Origin of the sequence: Mesorhizobium sp. M0618, assembly GCF_040320765.1 — a bacterium.
In the GTDB taxonomy this organism is placed as follows: domain Bacteria; phylum Pseudomonadota; class Alphaproteobacteria; order Rhizobiales; family Rhizobiaceae; genus Mesorhizobium.
Genome location: NZ_JAMYQH010000006.1, coordinates 57670 through 70709 on the forward strand (window position 1 = coordinate 57670; position 13040 = coordinate 70709).

The 13040-nt window shown below is 63.3% G+C and carries 15 protein-coding genes; 4 read left to right on the forward strand and 11 right to left on the reverse strand.

Annotation, left to right across the window (positions count from 1 at the left end; genetic code table 11):
- Positions 1-168 precede the first annotated feature (168 nt).
- Positions 169-732, forward strand: a complete 564-nt coding sequence (locus NKJ04_RS08830) for a BA14K family protein (protein WP_023812414.1) — start codon at positions 169-171, stop codon at positions 730-732.
- A 103-nt stretch (positions 733-835) separates the two neighbouring features.
- Here NKJ04_RS08830 and ilvC read toward each other — a convergent pair whose 3' ends face one another.
- The 3 genes from ilvC to NKJ04_RS08845 all read right to left on the reverse strand — a co-directional run bounded on the left by ilvC (position 836) and on the right by NKJ04_RS08845 (position 3145).
- Entirely contained in the window at positions 836-1855 is a 1020-nt protein-coding gene (gene ilvC / locus NKJ04_RS08835; RefSeq protein ID WP_013531065.1) for a ketol-acid reductoisomerase, read from the reverse strand.
- Positions 1856-1881: 26 nt separating this feature from the next.
- The gene (locus NKJ04_RS08840; protein WP_352612397.1) at positions 1882-2535 is read right to left on the reverse strand and encodes a TetR/AcrR family transcriptional regulator; all 654 of its coding nucleotides are present in this window, start codon (positions 2533-2535) and stop codon (positions 1882-1884) included.
- Positions 2536-2686: 151 nt separating this feature from the next.
- On the reverse strand, positions 2687-3145 hold the full coding sequence (locus tag NKJ04_RS08845; RefSeq protein WP_352674386.1) for a MarR family winged helix-turn-helix transcriptional regulator: 459 nt from the start codon (positions 3143-3145) through the stop codon (positions 2687-2689).
- Positions 3146-3245: 100 nt separating this feature from the next.
- Between NKJ04_RS08845 and NKJ04_RS08850 the strand changes: the two genes are divergently transcribed.
- The gene (locus NKJ04_RS08850; protein ID WP_352612396.1) at positions 3246-3992 is read left to right on the forward strand and encodes a glutathione S-transferase family protein; all 747 of its coding nucleotides are present in this window, start codon (positions 3246-3248) and stop codon (positions 3990-3992) included.
- On the opposite strand, the gene NKJ04_RS08855 is transcribed toward NKJ04_RS08850, so the two are convergent.
- Positions 3940-5202: an FAD-dependent oxidoreductase gene (locus NKJ04_RS08855; RefSeq protein WP_352674388.1), complete on the reverse strand. Its 1263-nt coding sequence runs from the start codon at positions 5200-5202 to the stop codon at positions 3940-3942. The two genes, NKJ04_RS08850 and NKJ04_RS08855, sit on opposite strands and share 53 nt — an antisense overlap.
- 46 nt (positions 5203-5248) lie before the next feature.
- Positions 5249-5659 carry a winged helix-turn-helix transcriptional regulator gene (locus tag NKJ04_RS08860; RefSeq protein WP_127293162.1) on the reverse strand — a complete coding sequence of 137 codons (411 nt, stop codon included), beginning with the start codon at positions 5657-5659 and terminating at the stop codon, positions 5249-5251.
- Positions 5660-5794: 135 nt separating this feature from the next.
- Here NKJ04_RS08860 and NKJ04_RS08865 point away from each other — a divergent pair, with 135 nt between their 5' ends.
- A complete protein-coding gene (locus NKJ04_RS08865) occupies positions 5795-6688 on the forward strand; it encodes an SDR family oxidoreductase (protein WP_352612395.1) in 894 nt (297 codons plus the stop codon).
- 62 nt (positions 6689-6750) lie between these two features.
- Here NKJ04_RS08865 and NKJ04_RS08870 read toward each other — a convergent pair whose 3' ends face one another.
- A complete protein-coding gene (locus NKJ04_RS08870) occupies positions 6751-8670 on the reverse strand; it encodes a potassium transporter Kup (RefSeq protein WP_352551893.1) in 1920 nt (639 codons plus the stop codon).
- A 103-nt stretch (positions 8671-8773) separates the two neighbouring features.
- Positions 8774-9514: a pyridoxine 5'-phosphate synthase gene (locus NKJ04_RS08875; protein ID WP_023813048.1), complete on the reverse strand. Its 741-nt coding sequence runs from the start codon at positions 9512-9514 to the stop codon at positions 8774-8776.
- Positions 9515-9649: 135 nt separating this feature from the next.
- Here NKJ04_RS08875 and NKJ04_RS08880 point away from each other — a divergent pair, with 135 nt between their 5' ends.
- Entirely contained in the window at positions 9650-10072 is a 423-nt protein-coding gene (locus NKJ04_RS08880) for a SpoIIAA family protein (protein WP_352442857.1), read from the forward strand.
- On the opposite strand, the gene NKJ04_RS08885 is transcribed toward NKJ04_RS08880, so the two are convergent.
- From NKJ04_RS08885 to nthA, 4 genes are all read right to left on the reverse strand, one after another.
- Complete coding sequence (locus NKJ04_RS08885) at positions 10065-11192, reverse strand: ATP-dependent DNA helicase (protein WP_027034850.1); 1128 nt, start codon at positions 11190-11192, stop codon at positions 10065-10067. The genes NKJ04_RS08880 and NKJ04_RS08885 overlap by 8 nt on opposite strands.
- Before the next feature lie 144 nt (positions 11193-11336).
- Complete coding sequence (locus NKJ04_RS08890; RefSeq protein WP_352551890.1) at positions 11337-11696, reverse strand: nitrile hydratase accessory protein; 360 nt, start codon at positions 11694-11696, stop codon at positions 11337-11339.
- On the reverse strand, positions 11683-12342 hold the full coding sequence (gene nthB / locus NKJ04_RS08895) for a nitrile hydratase subunit beta (RefSeq protein ID WP_352674390.1): 660 nt from the start codon (positions 12340-12342) through the stop codon (positions 11683-11685). The genes NKJ04_RS08890 and nthB overlap by 14 nt, the downstream gene beginning before the upstream one ends.
- Entirely contained in the window at positions 12339-12962 is a 624-nt protein-coding gene (gene nthA / locus NKJ04_RS08900; protein WP_023813053.1) for a nitrile hydratase subunit alpha, read from the reverse strand. Before nthA ends, nthB begins: the two co-directional genes overlap by 4 nt.
- Between the last annotated feature and the right edge of the window lie 78 nt (positions 12963-13040).

Consider the following 13040-nt stretch of genomic DNA (forward strand, 5'->3'; position numbering starts at 1 on the left):
GTGCTTCGGAAAACAAGCGCGCAAAACCACCATCTGAGATCGATTGGTCCTGGGCGCGTTCGCGTCATGGTTGACGGAACCTTTCCGTTCATCCGCCGTTCAGATGCAAACATCCATTGTTGCCCATTCCTCGGGTGGGCGTGGGGCCTGTAACTCTTGGAGAGTGCAATGAGTTCGCTCTTTTCTTCCACGGTCAAATCGGGGCTGATAGCCCTCGGTATCCTGTCCGGCGTCACGGCACCGTCCGCCGCCGGACCGATCATGCAGCCGGATCTGTCGATACCAACCAGCACGGCGGCGCCGAATGTCACGCCGGTTCGCGACAGTTGGGCCGGCGGCAACAACCGTCAGTTCAACAACGACGATTGGAGATGGCGCCGGTCGGGCAATTGGGACGGCGGCCGTCGACACTGGCAGGGCGGCGGCGGTAACTGGAATGGTGGAGACAACTGGCGTTGGCGCCATGGTCGCCATCACTATCGCGGCGGCCGTTACTACGATGATGGCGCGAGTGCCGCGATCCTGGGCCTTGGCCTGGGGCTTGGCCTCGGCAGCATGTACAACAATTACGACTACTATGACCGGCCGGCGCCGCGCCGCTACTACCGCGCGGGACGGCTTTCGAGCGCCCATGTCCAATGGTGCTACAACCGCTACCGGTCGTACCGGGCCTACGACAACACCTTCCAGCCCTACAACGGCCCGCGCCAGCAGTGCTACTCACCCTATTGAGCTGACCTGTAGCTGAGCCGACCGACAGAATGAAAAAACGGCGCCACTTGGCGCCGTTTTTTGTTCATGGAAGCCGCTGTTTTCGAGCGCTTGTGGATTTCGCTCAGTTCTTGGCCTTGTCGACCAGCTTGTTCTTGGAAATCCAGGGCATCATCGCGCGCAGCTTGGCGCCGACTTCCTCGATCTGGTGGCTGTCATTGTTGCGGCGGATGCCTTTGAAGCGGGACATGCCGGCGCGATATTCCTGCATCCACTCCGAGGTGAATTTTCCCGTCTGAATGTCCTTCAGCACGCGCTTCATCTCGGCCTTGGTCTCGGCGGTGATGATGCGCGGACCGGAGACATATTCGCCCCATTCGGCGGTGTTCGAGATCGAGTAGTTCATGTTGGCGATGCCGCCTTCATAGATCAGGTCGACGATCAGCTTGACCTCGTGCAGGCACTCGAAATAGGCCATCTCAGGCGCGTAGCCGGCTTCCACCAGCGTCTCGAAACCGGCCCGGATCAGCTCGACCAGACCGCCGCACAGCACGACCTGCTCGCCGAACAGGTCGGTCTCGCATTCCTCGCGGAAATTGGTCTCGATGATGCCCGAACGGCCGCCGCCGACGCCGCAGGCGTAGGACAGCGCCAGGTCGAGCGCATTGCCCGAGGCATCCTGGTTGACGGCGACCAGGCACGGCACGCCGCCGCCCTTCTGGTATTCGCCGCGCACCGTGTGGCCGGGGCCCTTCGGCGCGATCATGACGACGTCGACCGTCGACTTCGGCTCGATCAGGCCGAAATGCACGTTGAGGCCGTGTGCGAAGGCGATTGCGGCACCGTCGCGGATGTTCGGCGCGATCTCGTTTTTGTAGATGTCGGCCTGCAGTTCGTCCGGCGTTGCCATCATCATCAGGTCGGCCCATTTGGCGGCGTCCGCCACGCTCATCACCTTGAGCCCGTCGGCCTCGACCTTCTTGGCGGTCGCCGAGCCGGCCTTGAGGCCGATGGCGATCTCCTTGGCGCCGGAATCCTTGAGGTTGAGCGCATGCGCCCTGCCTTGGCTGCCATAGCCGATGATGGCGACCTTCTTGCCCTTGATCAGATTGAGATCGGCATCACGATCGTAATAGACGCGCATTTTGTCTTCCTTCCCGTTTTTACAAATCAGAGGGCCTTGCGGCCGGTTGTTGCTCCATGAAGAGCGAGAAACTGCTGCGTCGCGCGCGCGGCATCGCCGCCGATCGCCGCCTCAGTCAATTCCAGCCGGTCGCCAAGCAGCAGACGGATCTGCACGTCGCGGGCGACCAGCCCGAAAAAGGTGCGGAACGCCGTCTCGGCATCCGTGAAATCCAAAAGCCCGGTCCGTCGGCCGGCCTCAAGCACCGGCTTCAACCGTTTGGCCAATGCGAAGCGGCCGTTCTCAAGCACGACGGCGCCGAGATTGTCCTTACCCGAGCCCGCATGGCTGACCGCCACCCGGTTGAGGGCGATCGAGGTGTCGCTGGAGATCACCTTAAGCCAGTCCGAGGCAAAGCGTTCGAGGCTTGCGGTCAGCGAGGCAAGATCGAGCCCCTTGCCGTCAACCGGCGCCACCCGCACTTTCGAGGCCTGCCACTGCACCGTCGCCGTCAGCAGCCCGTCACGGTCGCCGAACCATTTGTAGAGCGTTTCCTTGGAGCAGCTAGCGCGGCGCGCCACGGCGGTCATGGTCAGATGATCGCCCTCCTCGACCAGCAGCCGCAACGCCGCGTCGAGGACGGCCTTCTGCCGTTCTGTCAGCGCTTCGCTGGTGTCCATATCGGGCAAGATGTGCAACACGCTCTTCTCTCGAAAGGCAGGCCACCGATCACTCGGCAATCCGTACCGTACGTTACGGTTCGGCATATTGCGCATTCCAAGGCCGCACGCAAGAGGACGAGAGCAAAATATCTGCAAGTGGATGAGCGTTGCCGCGCGCGACAAGCCTCGCCTAGTCGCCGGCCGGCGGTTGACGCAGCCGTCCAAGCAATGCCGAGACCATGGTCAGCCCATCCGCCGACAATTTGGCGCCTACCAGTTCCGCAATCGAGCGTCCGTAGACAGCCCACATCTGGCGGCGTGTCTCTCGCCCGCTGGCGGTGATGCGGATGGTCTGGCCACGGCCGTCATCGGCCACCGGCAGTTTCTCGACGAGCCCATCGGCCTCGAGCCGGGCCAGAAGCCGAGAGATGTTGTATTGCGCGAACAGCGTGCGCTCGATGAGCTGGAACGGCCGCAGCCCGCCCTCACCCGCCTCGGCGAGCTCATGCAGCACGTCGTACCAGGCAAGCGGCGGCAGGCCGGCGGCCTTCAACGCCTCTTCGGCGCTTTCCATCAGCTGGCGCGAAACGCGCATCAGGCGAGCCCAGGCCTTGATGGCTTCGGGCGAAGGCGTGGCTTTCTCGGTCATGGCGCATTCCTAGACGATAGATGCAATTGCATCAAGCTTGACGGTCGATGCATGTGCATCTATATAGATGCAATTGCATTAACCCTGGAAAGCCGATCCGATGAAACACGAAACCTGCACACGCGCCGACAAGCTCATTCTCGTCAGCCATCACCTCTGCCCCTATGTGCAGCGCGCCGCGATTTCGCTGGCCGAAAAGGGCGTGCCGTTCGAGCGCATCGATATCGACCTCGCCAACAAGCCGGACTGGTTCAAGGCGATCTCGCCGCTAGGCAAGGTGCCGCTGCTGCGCGTGCAGCGAAATGGCGAGGAAACGGTGGTCTTCGAGTCAGCGGTCATCCTGGAATTCCTCGAAGAGACGCAGGCCAATCCCCTCCACCCTGTCGATCCCTATGCCCGCGCCCGTCATCGCGCCTGGATCGAGTTCGGTTCGGCAACCCTCAACGCCATCGGCCGGTTCTATTCAGCCTCGATCGAGGCTGGCTTCCTTGCCGAATCCAGCGCGCTGTCCGCCATGTTCGATCGCCTCGAAGCCGAGCTGGCGGACGAGCCCGGCGGACCCTGGTTCGCCAGCAAGCACTTTTCGCTGGTCGACGCCGTTTACGGTCCGGTCTTCCGTTATCTCGATGTCTTCGACCGCATCGGTGATTTCGGCATTCTGGACGGCAAACCGCTCGTCCGAGCCTGGCGCAAGGCGTTGAGTGAACGCCCGTCGATCAGGCAAGCCGTGGCGCCGGACTATCCGCAGCGCCTGCATGCTTTCCTGCAAGCGAAGGGATCGCACCTTTCAGGGCTCATCCGGCAAAACGATCCAGCCACCGCGCCTCGGTCAGCCCAATCCGCTTGAACGGATCGATCACCGTACCGGCCACCATCGAGGCGAGAAACTGCGGCGCCGGCGGGATTTTTGCCACCGTCGCCACCAGCCTGTCGCGGATGAAGGGCAGCGCCACCGAATCCGACTGGTAGAACGGCGTGAATGCCAGCGACAGCGCCTGGAAGATGCGGACATGCCAGCGCCGCGCCTTCGCATAGGCCTCCAGTGCTGCCTCGACACTCGTTGTCCGCACCAGCGCATGGCTGAGCGCCGCCGCGTCGAGCAGCGCCATGTTCGCCCCTTGCCCGAGTTGCGGACTGGTGGAATGCGCCGCGTCGCCGATGACGGCCAATCGCCTACCGGCCGGAAGCTTCATCGTGTGGTGGCCGTAGCGGGCCAGCGAGAGCTGGTCGAAACTGTCGATCTGGCTGGTGAACGCCTCGCTCTGCGGCCACAGCCGGACCACCCTTTCCTTCCAGGCGTTCAGGCCGCGGACGCGCACCTCATCGGCATCCGATGGCTTCAGGCTCCAGAAGAAGGCCGCCATCTTTTCAGCGCCCGGCTGCGGCCGGCCGATCGGCAGCACGCCGATCATCACGCTCGCTTTGTCGTAGCGTTGCAGCAGCGCGTGCTCGTCAAAACCATCGCCGCGCCAGCCGAGCGAGGCCCAGAACGCGCCATAGGTGAGTGGCCGCGGCTCGCCTGGGGCGCTTTCGCGGCGCAGTTTCGAGCGCGAACCGCTGGCGTCGACGACCAGATCGAATGGCCCTACCCTTCGCCCGTTGCCACAGATCAGCGTCGCCCGTTCGCCGGTCTCCAGAGCCTCGATCTCGACGCCGGTCTCGATGGCGATCGCCTCGCGCTGCGCGGCGCGGAAAAGCACGCCGAACAAGGCCGCCCGGTGCACCGCCAGCCCGAAGCGGCCACCGCGTTGCGCATCGTAGCGGACATCGAGCACCGTACGGCCCGTGGAAGCATCGGCGCCATGCAGGCGGTCGATACGGCTGCCCAGCGCGAGTATGTCGTCAAGCAGGCCAAGATCGGCCAGGACCGTCAGCCCTGTCGGCTGCAGAATCAGCCCGGAGCCGACCGGCTTCGGCTCATCGAAGCGCTCGAAGACCGTGACCCGATGCCCGGCACGCTTGAGATAGAGCGCCATGGCCAATCCCGCCGGCCCGGCGCCGGCAATTGCTATGTCGTAGGAAATGCCAATGCCCCCAAGCCGAACTGGCCGGGACAATCCTTCAGCCGCCCGACGAAATCAAGCCGCGGGTTTTAGCTGCCGTTCAAGCCTGCATGGCATCAAAGCCGGAACGCGCGTCGCGCACCGCGTCATGATTGAGTTCGGCCCATAGGATCAGCTGATGCAAGGCGCCGAACATCGAATGCCCGAGATCGGTCAGGCTGTATTCGACGCTCGGCGGCTTGGTCGGGAACACTTCGCGATGCACATAGCCGTCACGCTGCAAATCATGGAGCGTCTGCGTCAGCATGCGCTGTGAGATATCGGGCACCAGCCGCCGCAATTCGCCAAACCGATAGGGCTTTTCGGCCAGCGCCATCATCAGCAGCGAGCTCCATTTCCCGCTCACCCCCTGGATGACATCGCGGACTGGACAATTTGCAAAATTGCCGCCGCCGGAGATCGCCTTGTAGACCTCCATCTTCGATCTCAGATTGACGATCTTGCTGTCCACCGCTGGTTCCCTGCGCCTGCCTACCTCCCGAAAAACTGCCTTCTTTACGGCCATGGGTCAATTCCTATTTTAGTGCTGGTCTCTTTTTGAGACTGCCACTCGAACCGCCTTAGCGGCGCAATGTCAGGATCTTCCATGACCGAAACCCTTCTCATCACCGGCGCTTCCGGCCAGCTCGGCCGCGGCGTCATCAACCATCTGCTGGACACGTTCAAGGTTCCAGCGGCACGGATCATCGCCGCCACCCGCAATCCGGAAAACCTCGCCGGCCTGGCGGCGCGAGGCGTCATCACAAGGGCGGCTGACTTCGACGACACACTATCGTTGGAGGCTGCGTTCAAGGGCGCCGACAGGGTGCTGATCATCTCGACCGGCGAGATCGACCTGCTTCACGGCAAGCGCCTGAGGCAGCACGAGAACGCGGTTGCCGCCGGGAAGAAGGCCGGTGTTTCCCACCTTCTCTACACCTCGATGCCTAATCCAGAACCGGTTTCGCCGGTGCTGTTTGCCAATGATCACTACGGCACCGAGCAGGCGATCAAGGCGAGCGGCATCCCCTACACGATCTTCCGCAACGGCTGGTACCAGGAGAACCTGTTCATGGCCCTGCCGCACGCGATCGCTTCGGGAAAATGGTACACGTCCGCCGGCGACGGCCGCATGGCGCACGGTGCGCGCGACGACATGGCGGCAGCGATCGCCGCCGGCCTCGCCGCCGCATCAAGCGAAAGCGAGACCTACACCTTGACCGGCCCGCAGGCCTACACGACGGCCGAGATTGCCGCCCTGGTAAGCGAGGTCACCGGCAAGCCGCTAGATGTCGTGCAGGTTCCGGATGAAGCCCTGACCGAGGGCGTGAAGGCGGCTGGCGTTCCCGAGGACTTTGCCCGCATCATCGTGTCGTTCGACGCCAACACGCGTTCCGGCCGCATCGCCATGGTGACGGACGCGGTCGAGACGCTTTCCGGCCGAAAGTCGAAGACGCTGAAGCAGTTCCTCGAGGCAAACAAGGCCGCGCTGGCCGGTTGAAGCGGAGTGACATGGACTGTGCCGTGAAGCACAGTCCATTCGCCGATCCGCCAGGACATGTCCTAGATCGCCACCTGCGTGCCGATCTCGACCACGCGCCCGGTCGGGATTTGGAAATACTCCGTCGCATCGGCCGCCGTGCGCGCCAGGCCGATGAACAGCCGATCCTGCCACACCGGCATGCCGGAATTGGGCGAGGCCTTGAGCGAACGCCGTGACAGGAAGAACGAGGTCGTCATGATGTCGAACTTCCAGCCCTGCTTGCGGCAGATCGCCAGCGCGCGCGGGATGTTCGGCTGCTCCATGTAGCCGAAGGTCAGCGTCACCCGCATGAACAGCTCGTTGACCGTCTCCATCTTGACCCGGTCGCTGTCGGGCACCACCGGTTGCGGCGCGGTCACCACCGAAAGGATGACGTTCTGCTCGTGCAGCACCTTGTAGTGCTTCAGGCTGTGCATCAGCGCGGTTGGCGCGCTGAGTGGATCGCTCGTCAGGAACACCGCGGTGCCGGACACCAACTGCGGCTTTTTCTTCAGGAGATTGCCGGCGAGGAAATCGAGCGGGATTTCGTTGCGGCGGGTCTTGTCGAACAGATAGCGGCTGCCGCGCACCCAGGTCCACATGGCCAGCACGATGGTGAAGGCCACGGCCAGCGAGGCCCAGCCGCCCTCGAACACTTTGACGATGTTGGAGGCAAAAAAGCCGACGTCGATGAAGCCGAACAGCGCCGTCATGGCGACCGCCACCCACAGCCGCCATTTCCAAATCCGCGTCATGACCACAAACAAGAGCACTGTGGTCACCAGCATGTTGCCGGTCACCGAGATGCCGTATGCCGACGCCAGCCTGCTGGATTCGCCGAAGCCGACGACCAGCATCATCACCACCAGCGCCAGCAGCAGGTTGACGCGCGGCATGTAGATCTGGCCGGACTGTTTCTCCGAGGTGTGCAGGATTTCAAGGCGCGGCAGCATGTTGAGCTGCACCGCCTGCCTGGTCAGCGAGAAGGCGCCCGAGATCACCGCCTGGCTGGCGATGACCGTCGCGGCGGTCGCCAGCACGACCATCGGGATCAGCGTCCAGCCTTCATTCATTTCGAAGAACGGATGGCCGACGACGCCGTTCTTGGCCAGCACGAAAGCGCCCTGCCCGGCATAATTGAGCAGCAGGCACGGAAACACGACCCACAGCCAGGCGAGCACGATCGGCTTGCGGCCGAAATGACCGAGATCGGCATAGAGTGCTTCCGCGCCGGTGACGGCGAGGAAGATGGCGCCGATGGTCACGAAAGCGACGTCGGGCGAATTGATCAGGAAGGCGACGATGTAGTGCGGGCTCACCGCCCACAGGATTTCCGGATCGGCGATGATGTGGTTGAGACCTGAAAGGCCGATCGCCAGGAACCACACCGCCGTCACGGGACCGAAGACCAATCCCACCCCGCCCGTGCCAAAGCGCTGCACCGCAAACACCATGGCAAGAATGACCAGTGTCAGCGGCACGACATAGGGCTGGAAGGTCGGCGTGACGACATTCATGCCCTCAACCGCCGACAGCACCGATATCGCCGGCGTGATGACGGCATCACCGAAGAAAAGCGATGCCCCGACAATGCCGATGCCGAGCATCAGCGCCGAGCGCTTGGGGAAACTGCCGCGCGCCAGCGCCATCAGCGACAGCACGCCGCCCTCGCCGCGGTTGTTCGCCCGCAGCACGAACATGATGTATTTGATGGTGACGATGATCGTCAGCGACCAGATGATCAGCGACAAAACGCCCAGAATATCGCCGCGCTGGGCGACTTGTCCGCCCGACGACGCCACCAGCGCCTCGCGAAAGGCGTAGATCGGGCTGGTGCCGATATCCCCATAGACGACACCGAGCGCGCCCAGCATCAGAACCTTGGTGCTGTGCTGCTCGACTTCCGAATGGCTCGATTGTTCGACGGGTTCTGCCTCACTACCAGTATTGGTAAGGGCCATGGACGACACTCCGATAAGCGCGCGGTGCTCTACGCTTGCTGCAATGCAATATCAAGTGCCGTCGCGTAATGGCTGCCATGCCTGCCACGCGAGGCTGCCATCGCTACCATCCGCAGGCCTTGAGGAACCGACCCACCGTGCCGGCCATGCCATACTCCAACGCGTCGGCTGTCAACCCATGTCCGATCGACACTTCGGCCAATGCCGGAATGCGCTTGGCAAGTGCGGGCAGATTGCTGACCACCAGATCGTGCCCGGCATTGACCTGAAGCCCGGCAGCAAGCGCGGCGTCGGCGGTTTTTCCCAGTCTTTCCAGTTCCTTGGCCGCTTTGGCGGAATCTGTGTGATAGCTACCATATGGACCCGTATAGAGTTCGATACGGTCGGCGCCGACATCGCGGGCGGCCGCCACCCAATCGGGGTCCGGATCGGAAAACAGCGACACGCGAAAGCCCCCCTTTTTCAGACGCTTGACGATCGGTGTGAGGAACGCGGCCCGGGTGGCGAAGTTCCAGCCATGGTCCGATGTCGCCTGGGCCGGATCGTCCGGCACCAAAGTCACCTGTTCGGGCTGGTGCTTTTCCACAAGCACCAGGAAATCCTCGGTCGGATAGCCCTCGATGTTGAATTCCGCGCGCGGAAACTCGTCGTCGATCAGCGACCGAATCTCAGGCAGATCGGAGTGTCTTGTGTGCCGCTCGTCGGGGCGTGGATGCACCGTCAGCCCATGCGCTCCGGCCGCCAGCGCAATGCGGCCGAGGCCGGTCACGCTTGGCCACGGCAGGTCGCGCCGGTTGCGCAGCATGGCGATGGCATTGAGGTTGACGGAGAGCTTTGCAGGCATGCGGGTGGCCTCGGAAATCATTCAACGCGCCCACCTATAATGCCTTTGACGGGAACAGTAATGCCTTTGGTGGGAACAGACTGGGGGTTTCGCGTGTTCCAAGCCTGATGAGCGAACCCGGGAAAGGACGCACCGATGAATTTTCTCGATGAGGTTCCGGCAATCCGCCGTATCGAGACCAGCCGCGACGACCTTTTCGCCATCGATGTCGTCGGGCACGTTTCCGCGGCCGACGGTGAAAATCTTTTCGGGCTGCTGGAGGCAGCCTATGCCCTGCACCCGCGCATCGATGTGCTGGTGCGCCTCGTCGACCACGATGGCGTCGACTGGGCCGACATCGCGGACGAGACCCTGAAGCAGGGTGCCATTCATGCATTGGAACATGTCGGCCGTTGCGCAACCATCGGCGAACCGGACTGGATAGCGGACGCACAACGCTTTCTGCCGTCCTCACCGCCCATCGAAATCAGGCATTTCAGGGCGGAGGACGAGGCTGCCGCCTGGCAATGGCTTGCCGCACAGCCTATCGGGGCAACAGCATCCGGAGCCCCTACCTGACGATCGTCAGCCGTTCGGCCGCCCGCGTGATGGCGGTGTAGAGCCAGCGCTGGCGGGTTTCCTTGAAGGCCCAGCTTTCATCGAACAGCACAATCTCGTTCCACTGCGAGCCCTGCGCCTTGTGCACGGTCAGCGCGTAGCCATAGTCGAAATCGTCGAAGCGCTTCTTCTGCTGCCAGGGGATATCGGCATCGGGATCCTCGAACGCCGCCTTGAGCAGCTTGATCTTGGCGACGCCACGATCCGGATCGTCCTCTTCCGGCGACACCAGAAGGTTGATGCCGGGCTTCACCGTCTCGCGCGACGAGGTCATCACCTTCCACAGCGAGCCGTTGAGCAGGCCCTTGGCCGGATCGTTGCGCAGGCAGACCAGCTTGTCGCCGGCTTGCGGATAATCGGCGTTGAAGCCCTTGAGCTCGCGCAGCCGCTGATTGTAGCGGCGACGCGTGCGGTTGGTGCCGACCAGCACCTGGTCCGCCTTCAGCACCAGCTCCTGGGTGACGTCTTCCTTGCCGATCACCTGCGCCGTGCCATAGTCGCCACGCATGAATTCACGGCCCTCGCGCACATCGAGCGCCAGCCGCAGGATCGGGTTGTCGCGCGCCTGCCGGTGGATTTCGGTCAGCAAAAAATCCGGCTCGTGGTCGGTGAAGAAGCCGCCGCCCGAGATCGGCGGCAGCTGGCCGGGGTCGCCCAGCACCAGGATCGGCGTGCCGAAACTCATCAGGTCGCGGCCGAGCTGCTCGTCGACCATCGAGCATTCGTCGATGACGACCAGTTTCGCCCGCGTAATCGGGCTCTGGCGGTTGAGCGAGAAGGTCGGCGACATCGACGTCTTGCCGGTGACCTCGTCCGATACCGATTCCTCGCCCTTCGGCCGATAGATCAGCGAATGGATGGTGCGCGCATTGACTGCACCCTTGGAGCGCAGCACCTGCGCCGCCTTGCCGGTAAAGGCGGCGAACTGCACCTGGCCGTCGACATGTTCGGCGAAATACCGCGCCAAGGTCGTCTTGCCGGTGCCGGCATAGCCGAACAGCCGGAACAGCTGCGGCTGGCCGGTCTTCAGCCATTGGGCGACCGCCTTCAGCGCGTCGTCCTGTTGGGGAGAGAATTCCATCAGCGCGAGAGACCGGATTCGCAAGGGAAAGACAAGACAGCGGCCACCATCATCGATGCGCCGGGACGCTTCAATGCCGCCGACGGGTCAGGCTATCAGGCGCAGACAAGAACGTAAAGGGAACATACAAGCTCGCCCCACACCTTATCGAATCGGCTGGGGATCGTTTTCCAGCAGGATCGGCTTGCCGTGCGGCGTGGCATGCGCGGCGCGCTCCCAGGCTTCAGCCATAGCGTCGACATCCGACTTCGCGGCCAGCCCTTTGATGGCAAGCAGGCTTTCCAGCGCCGCCAGCCAATGTTCGTAATAATCATGGCCGTCCGCTGCGGCGCCCGGTCTCTTCACTTTTTCCGACAGTGCCTGCGCCCACTCGCTCCACGAAAACAGGCCCTTGTCGTGCAACGCCACCGTCATGGCGAAAGCCTCGGCCTGCCATGGCTCGGCAAACACCCGCGCATCGACGCCCGGCGGCAGCTCGGGCAGATCCGTATCACGCCGGCTCAAGATAGCTCTCCCAGGCGTCTGTCGACACGCTTAGCGTCGGGTCGGCGCCCTCGCCCCAGATTTCCGGCCCTTCGAAAACCACGGTGTAGACCCATTGCGGATTTTCGCCGTGTCCATGCGCGTTGCTGTCGGGGAACACGAAACCGTCGTGCACCGCCTCAATCACCCCCTGCTTGGCGCGCGCATAGCGCGGCAGCCGCGTGTGGCCGCTCGGGTTGAAGTTCTTGGTCCGTACAGGATCGCCGGCCTTGAACCGCGCTGGCTGTGCCACCGGCCGGTCGCAAGGCCCACCCTTGGCCAGCACGGCAGGCACGTTTTCCGCCTTCAGCACCCTTTTCGGTGTCGCAGCCGGATCAATCGCTCGGCCCTCAGCCAAGTCGCGCTCGCTGACAAACCCATGGCGCTTGAGCAGCACCTCCAGCGCCTTGATCCAGATCTCGTAGTAGCTGGAGGCATAATAGTCGGCCGGATGCAGTGATTCCCGCGCATGCCGGCTCTCGTCGATGTTCCAGGCTCCCATGGCGCCGGCAGTCAGCGTCACGCCGAGCGCCCGCCTCTCCCATGCAGCATGAAAATACGGCTCGTCCTGTTCGGGCGCGACGGGACCGAACCCCATCTGCCCGCCGAGATCCTGCGGCCCGTTCATGCCGGCTGCCCCTCCATTTCAGGTCTTTGGGCCAGGCCGGTCCCGATCATCGCATCACGGCTGACCAGTTCCGCCAGCCGCTCCTCGCTCCAGCCCTCGGTGCCGTCGGGCCGCATCGGCACGACGAGATAGCGCAGCTCCGCAGTCGAATCCCAGACGCGGATTTTCTTGTCCGCCGGCAGCGTCAGCCCGAACTCCTCCAGCACGCCGCGCGGATCGATGACGGCACGCGAACGATAGGGCGGCGCCTTGTACCAGACCGGCGGCAGGCCGAGCACCGACCACGGATAGCAGGAGCACAGCGTGCAGACGACGAGATTGTGCGTCTCCTCGGTGTTGAACACCGCCTGCATGTGCTCGCCCTGACGGCCGGTATAGCTGAGCGATTCGATCGCCGCCGTCGCGTCGCGCTTCAGCCAGTCGGCAAAGGCAGGATCGCTCCAGGCTTTGGCCACCACCCTGGCGCCGTTGCGCGGCCCGATTTTCGTCTCGTAAGTATCGACGATGACGTCGATCGCGGCCGGATCGATCAGCCCCTTCTGAGTGAGGATGGTCTCCAGCGCGCGCACCCGGGCGGCAAACGGATCGAGTTCGTTGTCGTGGTCATGATCGTGTGACATGGCCGCAAACTACGTTTCCAGTGATGCCGCCGCAAGCGCAACGGCTTGGGCCAACGGCACATGGCGCTGGCCCTGTCA